Source organism: Streptomyces sp. NPDC040432 (assembly GCF_055595445.1).
The window spans coordinates 66,187-80,715 of the sequence record NZ_JBVIVP010000012.1 but is presented as its reverse complement, the minus strand read 5'-3'; the positions used below and the strand labels follow the sequence as shown (position 1 = coordinate 80,715).

Genomic DNA, 14,529 nt, shown 5'->3' with positions numbered 1-14,529 from the left:
CGCGGGACGCTCCCCCGACACGGGCTCCCGCCCGGCCCGGTGGGCCGGTCCGGTGACTCCGGTCGCCGGACCGGCCCACCGGGCCGGGCGCGTGCGCGCCACCGTGCCCGGGCGCATGCGCGGGTTCCTGTCGGGCACCTGCTCAGCGTGACCGAGATCCCCCGCATCGCACCGCGCCCGATCGGCCGGCCCGTCGTCGCCCTCCTGGCGCGCACCCGGACCGAGCTGCGGCGTACCGCCGTCCGTGTCTGGACCGACAACCTCGCCGACCACGCGGCCGCCCTCACGTACTACGCCGTGCTGGCACTGCTGCCCGCCCTGGCCATCGCGGTCTCCCTGGTGGGGTTGTTGGGCGGGGCGACTACGGACCGGCTCATCACCGGGCTGACCGCCTACGCACCGCCCCAATCGGCACAGGTGCTGCGGGACGCGCTCGGTGGTCTCCTGGCGGAGCGTTCGTCGATGGTGGCCCTGCTGATCAGCGGTGTGGTGAGTTCGCTGTGGTCGGCGTGCAGCTACCTGGCGGTGTTCCGTCGCGCCCTGCACACCATGCACGGGGTGCCGGAGACCCGGCCGCCGCTACGGGCGGCCCACATGCTGGTCGTCAACGCGATGTCGTTGCTGGTGCTGCTCGTCGCCGGCGCCGTCGGCCTGGTCGTGTCCGGGCCGGTGGGCAGGTGGGTGGTGCGGGCGACAGGAGGGGACAGCCCGCACGTCATCGCGCTGCTGCGCTGGCCCGTGCTGCTGGTCGTCGTCACCTTCCTGGTGCTGATCCTCTTCCGGACCGGCCCGGCCCAGAGCCGTGGCACGCGGCGGGGCCTGCCCGGCGGCGTACTGGCGGCGCTGCTCTGGCTGGCGGCCTCGGGACTCTTCACGCTCTACACCGAGCTGGGCACGTACGGCAGGCTCTACGGCTCGCTGGCGGGCATCGTGGTCTTCCTGGTCTGGCTCTGGTTCGCCAACCTGGCCCTGCTCACCGGAGCCCAGTTCAACACCGAGCGGGCCCGGAAACCGGATGCGGGGCCGCCGGCGGCCTGAAGTCCGAGGACCTCAGGGGGCCCGGGGACCTCGAAGGGCCGAGGGACTCAGAAGGCGGGGGCCGGGTCCGCCTGGCCCCGGTGTCCGCCCAGGCGGAAACCGTCGATCTCCGCCCACACGACCTTGCCGACGCCGTGGCGGTGGGAACCCCACCGGTCGGTGAGCACCTGCACGACGCGCAGGCCGTGACCGCCGGGCACGCCCGGCCGGGGAGCGGGGCGGGGAAGCGGAGGCTGCGTCACCCCGTCGACCACGTCGATGCGCAGGACCTCACCGGCGGTCAGTACGAGCTCGTGACAGCCACCCGCGTGCAGCTGTGCGTTGGCCACCAGCTCGGAGACGACGAGCAGGACGTCCTCTGCGCTCTCCGGATGGTCCCACCCCCAGTCGTGCAGGGCACGACGGGTGAAGTCACGGCCCTTGCCGACGGCGCCCCGGATGCTGCCCAGGGTGAGCCGGCGGCTCTGGCCCATCACCGGTGCCCGCGTGCCCTGAGGTTCACCCGTGGCTGCTTCCGTCATGTTCACTGTCATCACCCCGACCGTTTGCGTTCCTGTGTGCGCGGGGGGCGGCTCCGTCCGCGGGCCGCCGGGCGGCCACCGCGGGTGACCGTCGTCCCCGGACCCGCGTATGCCCGCCCTCGCCGCCCGAACACCGACACCGGTGCGGATGTCCCCGTACGGGCGTATCCCCCGCAGGGGCGGGTGACGGTCCGCGACCGGTGCGGATCGTTCGGACACCGCGGGACGGCATGAGTGGCGTGATGGTGGACAGCCGCAGGGTATGACACGTATCTCCAGGACAGGCCCCGGCGGCGAGGGCGTCGCCCCGGACACCGCCGGCCACGACGGCGCGGGACCCGGCGAAGAGGTGGAGCGGCGGGCTCCGGACAAGCCGTCCGACCTGTCGAAACGGTCGTGGTGGGCCGTGCTCCGGGGGACGGCGAAGGAGTTCGCCGAGGACGAGCTGGCCGACCGCGCCGCCGCCCTGACCTACTACGGGGTGTTGGCGCTGTTCCCCGCCCTCCTGGTCCTGGTGTCCCTGCTCGGCCTCGCCGGCGAATCCACCACGCAGCGGGTGCTCGACAATCTCCGGCAACTGGCTCCCGGCTCGGTCCGCGACGTGATCAGCGACGCGGTGCTGCAGTTGCAGGGCCGGAGCGGCGTCGGATCGCTCATGGCCGTGGTGGGTCTGATCGTCGCGCTGTGGTCGGCGTCCGGATACATCGCCGCGTTCATCCGCGCTTCGAACGCCGTCTACGACGTGCCCGAGGGACGTCCGGTGTGGAAGGTCCTTCCGCTGCGCCTGGCACTGACGGTGGCGCTGATGGTCCTCGCCTGCGCTGCCGCCCTGATCGTGGTCTTCACCGGCGGTCTGGCCCGGCGGGCGGGGTCCGCGCTGGGCATCGGCGACACCGCCCTGACGGTGTGGTCGATCGCGAAGTGGCCGGTCCTGGTGCTCCTCGTCACCGCCATGATCGCGCTGCTGTACTGGGCGGCGCCGAACGCCAAGGGCCGGGGCTTCAAGTGGGTCACCCCCGGCAGCTTCCTGGCCCTGGCCATCTGGATGATCGCCTCCGCCGGCTTCGCCTTCTACGTCGCGAACTTCGCCTCCTACAACAAGACGTACGGCACGGTCGCGGGCGTGATCGTCTTCCTGGTGTGGTTGTGGATCACCAACCTGGCCATCCTCCTGGGCCTCGAATTCGACGCGGAGCTCGTCCGCAGGCGCGCCATCGCGGGGGGACTGCCCGAGGGCGAGGAGCCCTACGTACGGCCCCGTGACACGACCGCGTGGAGCGAGGAGGAACGCCGCCGCCTGGAGTGATCCCGGGCCGACCGGCGGGGAACCCGCATCGACCCGCTCCCGGGCGGATGGCCTGCGGGTTACCGGGTAGCCGCGTGTGGACAGGAACATGACTGAACCCCTCTCCCCCGCGCCCCTCGGCCCGTATCCGTCCGGCGGCACGAGCGGGTCCGGGACGAGTCAAGGACGAGGTGAACGAATCGTGACCACGACCGAGCATCGCGCACAGTCGGCACACGCCGCACACGCCGCCGATCCGTCGGTGGGCGCTCTGGTCTCAAGGGCTTCGCAACAGATCTCGGAACTGGTCCGGGAGGAAATGCAGTTGGCCCGGGCGGAGATGACGGAGAAGGGCAAGCGGTTCGGGACGGGCGGCGGCCTGTTCGGCGGGGCGGGCCTCCTCGGCATCCTGGCGGCGCAGGCGCTGGTGGCGGCGGGCATCGCCGCGTTGGCCCTGGTACTGCCCTGGTGGCTCTCCGCCCTGATCGTCGCCGTGGTGCTGGCCGCGACGGCGGCCGTGCTGGCCCTGGCCGGGAAGAAGCAGATCGCGCGGGCCGTCCCGCCCGCGCCCGAGCAGACCATCGACAGCGTCAAGGCCGATGTGGCCGCGATCAGGGAGAAGGCCCACCGATGACGAACCCGAACGAACAGGCGCAGCCCCACGACAGGTTCACGCCGGGCGATGCGCCCACCCCCGAGGAGCTGCGGGAGCGGATCACGCACACGCGCGACGAGTTGGGGCAGACCGTGGAGGCGCTGGCGGCCAAGGCCGATGTGAAGGCCCAGGTGAAGCAGAAGACGGCCGCGGTGAAGCAGGAGGCGACGGAGAAGGCCGAGCTGGTGAAGCAGGAAGCTTCCGAGAAGGCCGCGCTGGTGAAGCAGGAGGCCTCCGAGAAGGCGGCGCTCGTCACCGGACAGATCCGGGAGAAGGCCGAACACGCCGCGGACGTCGTCCGGGACAGGACTCCCGACCCGATCCTGGAGAAGGCCTCCCGCGCCGCCGCCCAGGTCCGCGAGACCACGGCGCGGGCCGGGCAGTTGGCGTCGGAGAAGACGCCCGACCCCGTCCTCGAACGGGCCGGGCAGGCCGCGACCGCGGTGCGGACCAATCGGGCTCCGCTCCTCGCCGTCGGCGCCGTTCTCGTCGTGTTCCTGCTGGTCCGTCGTAGCCGGGGCCGCAAGTGAACGCAGCCAGGATCGCTTACCGACCGGTCGGGCTGGCCCTGGGCGCCGCGAGCGGCATGCTCGCCGGCATGGCCTTCAAGCAGGCCTGGAAGCTGATCGAAGGGGAGGGCGACGCCCCCGACGCCACCGACGAGGACCGGAGCTGGCGGGAGATCCTCATCGCCGCCGCGATGCAGGGCGCGATCTTCGCGGTGGTCAAGGCCGCCGTCGACCGGTCGGGCGCGGTGGCCACCCGGCGCGTGACGGGAACCTGGCCGGGCTGACCCGACACCGAGGGCTGCGCCGGGGCGCCGGCAGGGGCACGCACACATGCGGTGTCGACCCGCCGGCGGCCCGGCGCGCTGCCGTTCCCGGACGTCCCCCTCCCCTACCGTGGACGGCGCCGCGCACGACGCTCCCGGTGTTCCTTACGCCCCCGATGCCCGACTTGTTAGGGTGGCGCGGGCGGCTCCGAACACTTCGGGCCCGCGCATCCGGACCTGGAACCGGGCACCGGCTACCAGGGCGTTGATGTCAGGGCACCGACACCGGTGGCCGGCAGCGGGGTCCCGACGCGGTGGCGGACCGACCCGGCGGTGGCCCTGAGCGTCACCCGCCCGCGACCCGAAGGAGCACCGCATGGCCGTGGATCCGCTGCTGGGCGAGGTGGTGGCCGAGCGCCGGCTGAGCGCGCGCCTGCCCGACGGAACCACTCGCGAGGTGACCCTGCTGGTGGGGCGCCCCCACCCGGGCGTGGCGGACGGCATCGACTGGAGCTGCCCCGGCCAGGTCCGGGGGCTCGGCGACGCACGGGTCATCCCGGTGCACGGCGTCGACTCCATGCAGGCACTGCTGCTGTGCCTGTACCGCTTGCGGACGTCCGTGGAGGCCGCCGCACGTGACCGGGGCGCCGTACTGACCTGGCTGGACGCCGAAGACCTCGCGCTGGACCCGACCCCGGCCGGGTAGTTCGCCGCTCCGACGCGCCACGGGGCGGGCCTACCGGTCGGGCGTCCAGTGCGGATCCCGGCCCGTGGCCGCGAGCAGAGCCTCGAAGGCCGTCGCCCCGGGCGGTGTCGGGAACGGATCCGCGAACATCTTCATCTGCCGGGCGGTGGGACCCATCTCCGTCACCAGCACGTCCAGGGCGCGGACGCCTTCCTCATCGGGTACGAAGTCCTGGCCCGTCGCGCGGGCCAGGTCCCACACGTGGACGGTCAGATCGAGGAGGACCATCGAGCCGACCGTCCGGGCCGGCAGGTTCATCGTGCCCGTGGTTCCCTCGTCGGCGCCCGGCACCGCCCACGCCTCGACGAGCCGCGCCGTCTCCACGTCGAACCGGTCGCGCCAGCCCCCGTCCAGGTAGTGCGGGGTGTGCGTGAAGTCCGCCTGCTCCCGGGCCGCGAGCGCCCGGAATCCGATCACCACGTGGAAGAGGTGGTCGAGGAGGGCGCCCACGTCGTACGCGTCGCACGGCGTCCGCGCTCCGAGCTGCCGGTCGTCGACGTCGTGGACGACGCGCGACGCCCCGGCGGAGGCCGCTTCGAGCAGGTCGCTGATCTTTTCGTTCATGGGGGCGAGGGTAGGCGGGGCATCCCGATGACGGCTTGAAGGAACGCGACATACGATCGGCCCATGGCTCCCCCGCGCACCGACAGCCGTGGCATCGTCGCCGCGTCCGACCTGTTCGCGCGCGTCCGGTTCCAGCGTCTGGAACCCGCCGAGGCCCTGCGCCCCTACGTGGAGCACTACTGGCTGATCGACTGGGACCTCACGGAGCCGTACGAGGCGCAGGTCGTTCCCCACCCCTGCGTGAACATCGTCTTCCAGCGTGACGAGGAGGGCGGGGACGCCGGCGAGGTCGCGGGGGTCGGGTTGGGCCTCTTCACGCGGAAGCTCCGCGGGCGGGGGCGGGTGTGCGGGGCCCAGTTCCGGCCGGGCGGCTTCCGTCCGTTCCTTCCGGGCCGCCCGGTCTCCGACCTCACGGGGCTCCGGTTGCCCCTCCCGGAGGTGTACCCGGGGTCCGCGACGGTGTCCGGTGCCGTGCTGGGGGCGCCGTCGCAGGACGCTCGCGTTGCCGCTTTCGACGCGTTCCTGCTCTCCCTGGCCCCCGCGCCCGACGCACTGGCGGAGCGCGCCATGGCCGTGGCGGACCGGGTCCGCCGGGACCGGTCCGTTCGCCGCGTCGACGAACTCGCCGAGGCGGTCGGTCTCTCGGTGCGCTCGCTCCAGCGGCTGTTCGCCGGCCACGTCGGTGTCAGCCCGAAGTGGGCCATCCTGCGCTACCGCATCCACGAGGCGCTGGAGCGCGCGGAAACCGGTCGGACGACCGACTGGGCGGAACTCGCCGTGGAACTGGGCTACAGCGACCAGGCCCACCTCGTCCGCGATTTCACCGCCCGGGTCGGGGTACCGCCCACGGCGTACGCCCAGGCACTGACCACCGCCTCGTGATCGGCACGGGGGTTGATCCACACGGGCCCCGTCGCGCGTGCGCGCCCCGCGACGGGGCATGCGAGCGGTAGCCGACCCGGGGACCGGCCCCTGGACGGGCGGCGAACGATGAGGAGACACCGTGTCGGACCACGTGATGGCGACGGACGAGCAGTTGAAGGCCCTGCGCGCGGAACTCCGGGCCTCGGAGTCCCGCCTGTCCCCGGAGGAGCGCGAGCACCTGGAGTCCCTGCTGGACAGGTTGGAGGCGGACCGGGAGGCCGCCCACCCGGGTGTCGGCGAGTCGCTGAACCACAGCGCCGAGAAGTTCGAGGTCAAGCACCCGGCCCTGGCGGCCGCCCTGCGCAACCTCGGCGTCAGCCTGGCCAACATCGGGATCTGAGCCCACTGCCGCCGTACGACGGGGCCGGCGTCCGGGCCACCACGCGCGGCATCCGCCGGGGCCCGCGCCGGTGGAGTTCCCCCTCGGCACGTCCTACCGTGGGAACAGCAGCAGCTGGAGCGGCCATGGACCTCATACCGACCCACCGGCGCCGAACCGTCGGGCCCTGCGGACCGGGGCTCGCGGGCGCCCCCGACCGTGATGACCGGGGTTGAGGGGCCCGGGCAACCGTCCCCGCTCGCTCGGATCCGCAGCACGGTCCGCCGGACACGGGCCGGCCGGCACTGGGGGCGCGTGCGGGACCTGGAACTGTGGCAGCGCTCGCTGGGGTTCGCCGCCCTCGGGTTCCTGACGCTGGTACCGCTGCTGATCGTCGTATCGGCGGCGGACACCGCCGGCGGGCAGGGGTTCGCCCAGTGGCTCGGGGACGGACTCGGGGTTTCGGAGCCCGCCACACTGGAGATCGAACGTCTCTTCGCCCTTCCCGGCCAGGCGTGGCGGACCACCACGGCGTTCGGTCTCGCCCTGCTCGCGGTCTTCGGTCTGTCCTTCGGCACCGTGATGCAGAGCGGCTACGAAAGGGTCTGGGACCTGCCGCCGGCGAAGTGGTGGGCCCGGTGGCGACACGTCCTGTGGCTGGCCGCGCTGATCGGCGTGCTGTACCTGTCGGCGTTCACGCCATCCTGGCTCGACTCCCCCGCCCGCGGCTTCGCCGGTGTCCTGATCGGCATCCTGTTCTTCTGGTGGTCGCAGCGGCTGCTCCTCGCGGGCAGGGTCCCCTGGAGGGCCCTGCTGCCCGGCGCGGTGGCCACCATGCTCGGACTGTTCGGGCTGCGGGTGTTCTCCCGGCTCGTCTTCTCGCCGCTGATCGCGTCCAGCGCCGTGACGTACGGCCCGTTCGGAACCGTCCTCGTCATCCAGTCCTGGCTCGTCGGCATCGGCGTCGTCGTCTTCGGCGGCGCCCTCCTCGGCCGGCTGCTCCACGACGTGTTGCAACGGCCGGCGGATCCCGGGGCGCACGTCCGGGGCTGACCGGCGGGACGACCGGTGGACTCCTACGGGTGGTACAGGGTACGGGCGCGCCCGGTGTCGACGGCGCCTTCGTGTCCGAGGTGCAGGAAGTGGTTCACCTGCCAGTTCTGCGTGCCGGTTGCCTGGCGGTTGCTCGTGGTCACCCAGGGCGGATAGACACGGAAGCCCCGCTTGCCTCCGGTGCCGTCGCGGGACATGACGCCGCGCTCGCACAACACCTCCCGCGGGAAGACGAACTGTCCGAAGCGGGCGCCGTCACGGCTGCTGATGACGACGAGATCGATACCGTCGGCGGTGTCGAAGGGACGGATCGGGCCTTCCTCGGATCGCTGCCACACGGTGACGAACTGGCCGACCTTCGTCGGGGTCGTCCTGGCCGCCCGGAACCGGACCGCCAAGCCGTCGAGCGTGAAGCGGTGGGCCGCGTACTCGACGCCCTCCGGTTCGGCCACCGGCCGCGAGCAGGTGAAGCCGGCGGGGTCGTACACCCGTGCCTTCGCCTCCGCCAAGTCGTCGTGGAGCCCTGACCAGGGTTGGTTCGACAGCATCCCCACATCCTGCCATCCGGTTCCCCGGGCCCCGAACCGCCCGGGCACGTTCGACCGGTACGGCCCGGCACTGCGTGGCGGATCCGTCACCTGTCCATGCGGGTGATCCCAGGGCCGCCCTTTCGACACTGCGGCGCGTTCGGCGGCGGACCGTCCGAAGGATGATCGATGGCACGTACCCGAGTTTCCGACCAGGGAGTCCCGCACATGTCCCGCATCGCCGTCCGAGCCGTCCGGCCCGAGGATTTCCCGCAGTGGCGGGCCCTGTACCGCGGGTACGCGGACTTCTACCGGGTGGAGCAGACCGAGGAGGCGGCCCGGACCGTGTGGGCATGGGTGAACGACCCCGGGCACGAGGTCGAGGCGCTCGTCGCCGAGGACGCCGAAGGCCGGCTCCTCGGCCTCGCCCACTACCGCCCCTTCGCCCGGCCGTTGTCGGCGACCGTGGGCGGCTTCCTCGACGACCTGTTCGTGGCGCCCGAGCACCGCGGTTCGGGCGCCGCCGACCTGCTGCTCGGCGCGCTCCGCGAGATCGCGGTGGAGCGCGGCTGGAGCGTCGTGCGGTGGATCACCGCCGACGACAACCACCGGGCGAGGTCGAAGTACGACCGGGTGGCCGCTCGGACCATGTGGGTGACCTACGACATGACTCCCGGAGCCTGATGCCCGGCGGCCGTGACGCGGTCGAGGACCTCCTCGTAGAGGGGCCGTTTGTCGGGGCGCGCGCGGCCGACGGCGTGTCGCAGAGCGGGGATCGCCGGCGTGCCCACGGCGGCCAGCCCGTCCGCCGCGGTCCTGCGCACGACGGGGTGGGAGTGCTCCAGCAAACCGGTCACCGCGGGGATCGCGGGGAGCCACCTCGCGTGGCAGAGCGTGCGGATGGCGGTCCGCACCAGATCCGGGCGGGGGTCGTCGAGCAGGAAGGACGTGTGGTGCAGGTGGGTCGGCCGGTCCAGTAGGGCCCGCGAGGTCCGGTGGGCGTGCAGGCGGACCCCGGTCCTGGGGTGGCGGAGCAACTCATCGATCAACCTCCGCAGTTCGGGATCCCGGTCCGGCTCCGGGCCGTCGTGTCCGTCGGACAGGAGGGTGAGCGCTCGACGTACGCGTGCCGGGTCCCCGCCGCGGGCCTGGTCGAACAGCTCCTGCCGCGAAGGGAGTTGTGGCGTCGCGGACGACGTGGGCGGGGTCCGGTCGCGGAGCGCGGCCATCGCGGTGGCGTCCTGGTGCGCCGAGTCCGGTCCGCGCAGCGGGCCGTCGACGAGGAGCAGCCCGTCGGCCAGGTCGTCGCGTCCCTCGGCGCGCAGTCGCCGGAGGGTCCGTGTCAGGGCGGGGGTGCGCAGCAGGGGGCGTTCGCGGAGCAGGTCCAGGAGTCCCCGGGCGCCTGCGTCGAGGCGGGGGGCGAGGCGTTCGGCCAGTGCGTCCGCGTGGGCCCGTCGCAGGGCGAGGGCGGCTGCGGCGCCGGTGAGCGGCGGGTCGGACTCCCACCATTCCAACAGCAGCGGAACGAGGGGGTCCAGGTCGTCCGGGTCGAGCAGGGCCGCCACGGCCGCCACCCGGTCGTGCAGGATGCCGTCCTCACGCAGTTCCGTCGCGGTGAGGGCGGGCAGGTCGCGGGCGAGGTCGGCGCCGACCGGTACGTCGACCCGGCCGCGCAGGAACGCGCGGAGCACGACGATCCGGGCCTCGGGCTCGGGCCACCGCAGGAGCGCCAGGGCCGCTGTGCGCCGGCTGTCCGGCGCGGGCGCCCGGAGCATCGCCAGCAGGCGGTCCCGTTGGGCGGTCGATCGGGGCTGGTCGAGGTCGTCGGCGTGCACGGTGCGCGGTGGCGGGGTCGGCGCGTGGACGGTCTCGGTGATGGTCCAGGGCGGTGTGTCGAGGGGTTGGAGGTCCGTCATCCAGTCGATGAGGGCTGCGCGGGTTCCGGGGCCGGCGAAGGCGTGGACGTCGATCAGCGCGGTGAGGCGGTCCCTGGAGTCCGCGACGCGGTGGGGCGGGGTGCCGTCGGGGGCGTCGGCGCGGCGGAACTCCTCCAGGGTGGCCGGCGTGCGCGCTGCGGCGAGCAGCGCGGCGCGCCACTCCTCCCCGTCCTGCCGGGGCCCGTCCTGGGTCGCGGATCCGGCAGCGGCCGGCCCGGTGGCCGTGGGGGGCTGGTGCGGGACGGCGAACGCGTCCCTGAGGACGGCGGTCACGGCCTGACGGGGGTCGGGGTCGAGCCGGGCCGCGGCGAGGGCCCGGTCGAGGTCGGCCCGGACCAGGACGGCGCCGAGGCCGCGCAGCAGGGGCAGGGTGGAGCGGCTCCGCCCGGGGACTGCGGGCAGCGCGCGCACGACTTCGACGACCGCCGGCCGCTCGGCCGGGGGCAGCGTCGGAGCGATGGCTTCGAGCAGTGCGAGGAGGTCGTCGACGAGGCCCTCGACGAGGTCCTCGCGCCGGGTGGTCGCGGCCCCGGTGAGCCCGTCGAGGAGGACGTCGGTGAAGCGGGCGAACACGGTCAGTTCGTCCGTCGTCCACGGTGCGGTGCAGAACCGGAGGACGAGGCGCAGGACCCGGCCCCGGACCGTGGGTTCGGCGCCGGCCAGGCGAAGCCAGTCCGTCAGCAGGGGCCGCAGCCCGCTCAGCCGAGCGGGGTGCGGCAGCTCGCTCCTCCCGGCGATCCGGAGCGCGACGAACGGATCCCAGCCCGCTTCCGTCAGCGAGGCGACGTCGGGATCCGTTCCCCGGCGCGCGAACGGCCCCGGGGTGGTGGGTCGGACGATCCCGTGCTCCGCCATGGCCGGCGCGAGGTCCTCGACGGACCCGGACGCGAGAGAGAGTCGGCCGGATGCCAGCAGGGCGAGCAGCGACGGTGCGACCGGGGACGCCTGTTCGTGCAGGGCGAGGACCGAGCGCGCCGGCAAGCCGGCGTCGAGTGCCTCCAGCAGTCGTTCGCGGACGCGTTCGTCCGTGACGCGTTCGGCGGCTGCGAGGACGGCCGCCGGGTGGGCGCCACCGAGGACGGCGCGGAGTGCCTCGACGAGCGTGCCCCGCAGGCCCGGATTGTCGTGGCGCCCCAGCGCGCGGAGCAGTGCCGGTACCGCTGCGGGCGCGCCCGCGCGGACCAGGGCCGCGGCGGCGGTCTTCTTGACGTTCATGTTGGGGTGGCCGAGGCGTGCGGCGATCGCCGGGGAGGCCCAGCGGGCCCCCGCGTGCCCGAGGGCGCGCAGTGCCTGCCGGACGGTCTGGATGTCCTGGGCGGTGGTCAGCGCGATCAGTGACGCCGACAGGGCCTGTGCGTCGTCCCCCGTGCTGTCGCGGGCGAACAGGGCGATGACGTGCTTGCGCACGTGCCGGTCCGGGTGGCGCAGCAGGCGGTGCGCCCTCGCGCGGGTGCCCGCCCAGGGGACGCGGAGCAGGAGTTCGCACAGGACGGCCTGCTCGGCGCCCGACAGTCCGGGCCGGTCCAGCAGGTCCAGGGCCGTGGTCGCGACGAGCGCGTGTCCGGCCTCCACGGCGTCCGCCGCGTCGAGCAGGCAGGACGGCCTGATCCGTCCCCGCTCGTGGAGCCGGCGGCCCAGGCCCTTCAAGGCCTCCAGGATTTCCTGGGGCACCACCGGCTCCCCGGCCCGCTCCCCGTTCCCGGGTCGCGGGGCGGGGCTCGCGCCGGGTTCCGGCCGCGCCGCCAGGTCCGTCACGACGCGGAGCAGCAGGTCGGCGATGACCGGCAGGGTCGCGGCGCTGCCGTGGGCGGCCAGTCGACACAGGGCCACCACCGGTTCGTCCGGGTCCGGGTGGGAGCTCAGGACCGCCAGCTCCTGCTCGTCCGGGCCGCCGAGGTCCGACGCCACTCGGGCGGGCAGGTCGGTGGGATCGAGCCGTACGAGGAGGGCGCGCCGCTGCGCCGGATCGTCGGTCAGGTGCCACAGGATTTCCAGGGCACGGTTGCGGACGGGACGCAGGTGCGGTGCGATCACGCCCGCGCCGCCCTCCTCCGTGACGAGTCCGAGGCCTTCCCGCAACGCGGCTGCCGTACCGTGCCCGCCGATGGCCTCCAGGGCGTCCAGGGCCGCCGCGGGTGCTGCCGGCAGGAGGGCGATCACGGCGTCCTCGGCGGCGGTGTGCCGCAGTGCGCGGATGGCGTGGAGGAACGGGCCGGGTGCGGGGGCCGCCGACAGGGCCCGTGTGATCGCGTCCCCGATCGGTAGGTCCGCCGTGCCCTGTCCGGCGAGGGCGACCAGCAGGGCGAGCCGGCGCGGCCAGCTCGGATCGTCGGCGGGCGCGTCCACGAGGGCCCGAAACGTCGCCTGTCGGGTGGTGAAGAGGATCGTCGCGACGTCGTGCGGTGGGATCGAGTGATCGGCCAGTGCCAGGTCGAGGATGGGCGCGACGTGGGGGACGTCCGGGAAGTGGCCGCGCCGGTGGAGTCCGCGCAGGCACGTCAGCGCGGGCCCGCCGAACAGCAGCGGGTCCTGAGTGGCGACGGCCGTCAACGCGCCGATGTCGCCGCGCTCGGCCAGATCGCCGAGCAGTTCCATCCCGCGCCGGCGCAGACCCGCCGGCAGCCGCGGATCGTCGACGACCTGCCGGAGCAGGGAGCGGTGTCCGTGGTGCGCGGCGGCCGTGAGCGCGGCGGCCGCCACCTCGGGGCGGGCGGCCACCGGGTCGGCGGCGAGCAGCGGGGACAGCAGTCCTGCCGGCAGGGGTTCCGACGCCGCCCATGGCTGGGCGAGTTCGCCCAGTGCGTCGGCCACGACGGCCGGGCCGGCCGCGTCGAGCAGGCCGATGGCGTGGGCGCGGACCAGTGCGGGGGCCAGCAGTCCGGCGTGCAGTCCCTCCCGGGCCAGGCGCAGCACCTCGGCGTGGCAGGCGGGGTCACCGGTCGCCATCAGTTCGTTCAACAGGTGCTCGGGCCGGTGGGCGGCGAGGGCGGTCGTTTCCCGTACGGCCTGGTGGAGCGGTTCGCCGACGGGTTCGTGGCGGAGCACGGTGGGGTCGTTCAGGAGTTCGGCGCGCAGCCAGGCGATCCGTACCCGGGCGGGCAGCTCGGCGCTGCGCCATGGCGGCCGGCGGGAGGCCGGCAGGTGGGTCCACAGTCGTTCGTGGAGTCGTGCCAGGAGGAGCGCGGCTTCCGGCGGGCCGTCCGGCGAGGCGGGCACCAGCCGCGCGAACTCGGCCGTCTCCCGCTCACCGGCCGGGCTGCCGGAGGTGACGCGCTCGGCGAGCAGGACGAGCCCCAGATGTCGCAGGCGCGGATCCTCGTGTCGGAGGAGTGGTCCGAGGACGCCCGGCGTGCAGAACCTGGGGTCGAGCCGGTCTGCGAGCCAACCGGTGTCGGCCCGGCGCACCGCGTCCTGGAATTGCTTGTCCTCCGGCGTGATCATCGTCGGATGCTAGTCGTGGGGGGTACGGTCCCACCAGCGGAATTCAGGGTGCGTCCGGTACCTCGCCGGACAGGAATTCGGTGATCAGGGCCGGCGGGTTGGCGGCGCGGGTCATCGTGAACATGTCGTCCGGGTCGAACATGTCGTAGAGGATCACGGGCACGGCCCGCCCCAGGGCCTTCGTCAGGTGGCCGCCGTCGTGCAGGTCCCGGGCGAGGCCCAGGCACAGGTCACGGAACGCGGACCGGAGCCGCTCGGCCCGCTCGTCCCATGTGTCGCCGGCGTGCCCGGAGTCCGTTGGGTCCTCGGAGGGTTCGTCGTCCCACAGCCCCTCGATCCCTTCCGCCCCTCCGGCCCGCGCCTCGGCCTCCTCCACCTCCCGTCGGTACAACTCGGTTCCCCGGGGGTCCGCTTCGGGGTCGTGCCCGAGGACCCGGATGCCTTCGAGGCCGGACGGCGGGAAGTAGGCGTAGCTCCAGCGGGCCTCCCACCGGTCCTCGGGTCCGGCCCCGTCGGTGCCGTGGCCCACCTCGCCCTCGGTGACGTAACCGAGCGCGAGGTAGGGGAACCGGGGATCCTGGTCGACGCTGTCGAGGCGGAACGTGACGGCGTACGTGCCGGCGTCGCCCGCAGGGGGGAACCCGGCCAGTGCCTCCACCGTCCGTTCCCTCAGGTGTTCCCCGAACGTGGTCACCGTGGTCGCCTCCCGACTCGTCGCCCGACCGTCAGCAGTATGCCGCGTCGGCCG

General features: G+C 73.8%; 15 protein-coding genes. 10 read left to right on the top strand and 5 right to left on the bottom strand.

Going from position 1 to position 14,529, the window contains the following annotated elements; all coding sequences use genetic code 11:
* The first annotated feature begins 147 nt into the window (after positions 1–147).
* Entirely contained in the window at positions 148–1,038 is an 891-nt protein-coding gene (locus tag ACZ58N_RS23910; RefSeq protein WP_471163346.1) for a YihY/virulence factor BrkB family protein, read from the top strand.
* Positions 1,039–1,085: 47 nt separating this feature from the next.
* Here ACZ58N_RS23910 and ACZ58N_RS23905 read toward each other — a convergent pair whose 3' ends face one another.
* Positions 1,086–1,559: an ATP-binding protein gene (locus ACZ58N_RS23905; RefSeq protein ID WP_471163344.1), complete on the bottom strand. Its 474-nt coding sequence runs from the start codon at positions 1,557–1,559 to the stop codon at positions 1,086–1,088.
* A gap of 262 nt (positions 1,560–1,821) precedes the next feature.
* Here ACZ58N_RS23905 and ACZ58N_RS23900 point away from each other — a divergent pair, with 262 nt between their 5' ends.
* The 5 genes from ACZ58N_RS23900 (at position 1,822) to ACZ58N_RS23880 (ending at position 4,977) form a co-directional block, all read left to right on the top strand.
* Positions 1,822–2,865 carry a YihY/virulence factor BrkB family protein gene (locus tag ACZ58N_RS23900; RefSeq protein ID WP_471163342.1) on the top strand — a complete coding sequence of 348 codons (1,044 nt, stop codon included), beginning with the start codon at positions 1,822–1,824 and terminating at the stop codon, positions 2,863–2,865.
* A gap of 181 nt (positions 2,866–3,046) precedes the next feature.
* Positions 3,047–3,478 carry a phage holin family protein gene (locus ACZ58N_RS23895; protein ID WP_471163339.1) on the top strand — a complete coding sequence of 144 codons (432 nt, stop codon included), beginning with the start codon at positions 3,047–3,049 and terminating at the stop codon, positions 3,476–3,478.
* Positions 3,475–4,029: a DUF3618 domain-containing protein gene (locus ACZ58N_RS23890; RefSeq protein WP_471163336.1), complete on the top strand. Its 555-nt coding sequence runs from the start codon at positions 3,475–3,477 to the stop codon at positions 4,027–4,029. Before ACZ58N_RS23895 ends, ACZ58N_RS23890 begins: the two co-directional genes overlap by 4 nt.
* Entirely contained in the window at positions 4,026–4,292 is a 267-nt protein-coding gene (locus ACZ58N_RS23885; RefSeq protein ID WP_471163334.1) for a DUF4235 domain-containing protein, read from the top strand. Before ACZ58N_RS23890 ends, ACZ58N_RS23885 begins: the two co-directional genes overlap by 4 nt.
* Before the next feature lie 355 nt (positions 4,293–4,647).
* Positions 4,648–4,977, top strand: a complete 330-nt coding sequence (locus tag ACZ58N_RS23880; RefSeq protein WP_471163332.1) for a DUF6968 family protein — start codon at positions 4,648–4,650, stop codon at positions 4,975–4,977.
* A 30-nt stretch (positions 4,978–5,007) separates the two neighbouring features.
* On the opposite strand, the gene ACZ58N_RS23875 is transcribed toward ACZ58N_RS23880, so the two are convergent.
* A complete protein-coding gene (locus ACZ58N_RS23875) occupies positions 5,008–5,580 on the bottom strand; it encodes a TIGR03086 family metal-binding protein (RefSeq protein ID WP_471163329.1) in 573 nt (190 codons plus the stop codon).
* A 63-nt stretch (positions 5,581–5,643) separates the two neighbouring features.
* Here ACZ58N_RS23875 and ACZ58N_RS23870 point away from each other — a divergent pair, with 63 nt between their 5' ends.
* From ACZ58N_RS23870 to ACZ58N_RS23860, 3 genes are all read left to right on the top strand, one after another.
* On the top strand, positions 5,644–6,462 hold the full coding sequence (locus ACZ58N_RS23870; protein ID WP_471163327.1) for a DUF6597 domain-containing transcriptional factor: 819 nt from the start codon (positions 5,644–5,646) through the stop codon (positions 6,460–6,462).
* Between the two features lie 121 nt (positions 6,463–6,583).
* Complete coding sequence (locus ACZ58N_RS23865) at positions 6,584–6,844, top strand: DUF4404 family protein (RefSeq protein ID WP_471163324.1); 261 nt, start codon at positions 6,584–6,586, stop codon at positions 6,842–6,844.
* 201 nt (positions 6,845–7,045) lie between these two features.
* Positions 7,046–7,876, top strand: a complete 831-nt coding sequence (locus tag ACZ58N_RS23860) for a YhjD/YihY/BrkB family envelope integrity protein (RefSeq protein ID WP_471163321.1) — start codon at positions 7,046–7,048, stop codon at positions 7,874–7,876.
* Between the two features lie 23 nt (positions 7,877–7,899).
* Here the strand turns inward: ACZ58N_RS23860 and ACZ58N_RS23855 are convergent, their stop codons facing one another.
* Positions 7,900–8,424 (bottom strand): MepB family protein, encoded by a 525-nt coding sequence (locus ACZ58N_RS23855; RefSeq protein WP_471163319.1) that lies wholly within the window; start codon positions 8,422–8,424, stop codon positions 7,900–7,902.
* A 168-nt stretch (positions 8,425–8,592) separates the two neighbouring features.
* Here ACZ58N_RS23855 and ACZ58N_RS23850 point away from each other — a divergent pair, with 168 nt between their 5' ends.
* A complete protein-coding gene (locus tag ACZ58N_RS23850) occupies positions 8,593–9,087 on the top strand; it encodes a GNAT family N-acetyltransferase (protein WP_471163316.1) in 495 nt (164 codons plus the stop codon).
* Here ACZ58N_RS23850 and ACZ58N_RS23845 read toward each other — a convergent pair.
* Both ACZ58N_RS23845 and ACZ58N_RS23840 read right to left on the bottom strand, forming a co-directional pair.
* Complete coding sequence (locus ACZ58N_RS23845) at positions 9,063–13,781, bottom strand: HEAT repeat domain-containing protein (protein WP_471163313.1); 4,719 nt, start codon at positions 13,779–13,781, stop codon at positions 9,063–9,065. The genes ACZ58N_RS23850 and ACZ58N_RS23845 overlap by 25 nt on opposite strands.
* A gap of 43 nt (positions 13,782–13,824) precedes the next feature.
* Complete coding sequence (locus tag ACZ58N_RS23840) at positions 13,825–14,475, bottom strand: hypothetical protein (protein WP_471163310.1); 651 nt, start codon at positions 14,473–14,475, stop codon at positions 13,825–13,827.
* Between the last annotated feature and the right edge of the window lie 54 nt (positions 14,476–14,529).

Bases quoted from the DNA above. Each gene is read 5' to 3' on its own strand.
- ACZ58N_RS23850 (WP_471163316.1), top strand. From the start codon at position 8,593: ATGGCACGTACCCGAGTTTCCGACCAGGGAGTCCCGCACATGTCCCGC.
- ACZ58N_RS23870 (WP_471163327.1), top strand. From the start codon at position 5,644: ATGGCTCCCCCGCGCACCGACAGCCGTGGCATCGTCGCCGCGTCCGAC.
- ACZ58N_RS23890 (WP_471163336.1), top strand. From the start codon at position 3,475: ATGACGAACCCGAACGAACAGGCGCAGCCCCACGACAGGTTCACGCCG.
- ACZ58N_RS23905 (WP_471163344.1), bottom strand. From the start codon at position 1,559: ATGACGGAAGCAGCCACGGGTGAACCTCAGGGCACGCGGGCACCGGTG.
- ACZ58N_RS23880 (WP_471163332.1), top strand. From the start codon at position 4,648: ATGGCCGTGGATCCGCTGCTGGGCGAGGTGGTGGCCGAGCGCCGGCTG.
- ACZ58N_RS23900 (WP_471163342.1), top strand. From the start codon at position 1,822: ATGACACGTATCTCCAGGACAGGCCCCGGCGGCGAGGGCGTCGCCCCG.
- ACZ58N_RS23845 (WP_471163313.1), bottom strand. From the start codon at position 13,781: ATGATCACGCCGGAGGACAAGCAATTCCAGGACGCGGTGCGCCGGGCC.
- ACZ58N_RS23855 (WP_471163319.1), bottom strand. From the start codon at position 8,424: ATGCTGTCGAACCAACCCTGGTCAGGGCTCCACGACGACTTGGCGGAG.
- ACZ58N_RS23875 (WP_471163329.1), bottom strand. From the start codon at position 5,580: ATGAACGAAAAGATCAGCGACCTGCTCGAAGCGGCCTCCGCCGGGGCG.
- ACZ58N_RS23860 (WP_471163321.1), top strand. From the start codon at position 7,046: ATGACCGGGGTTGAGGGGCCCGGGCAACCGTCCCCGCTCGCTCGGATC.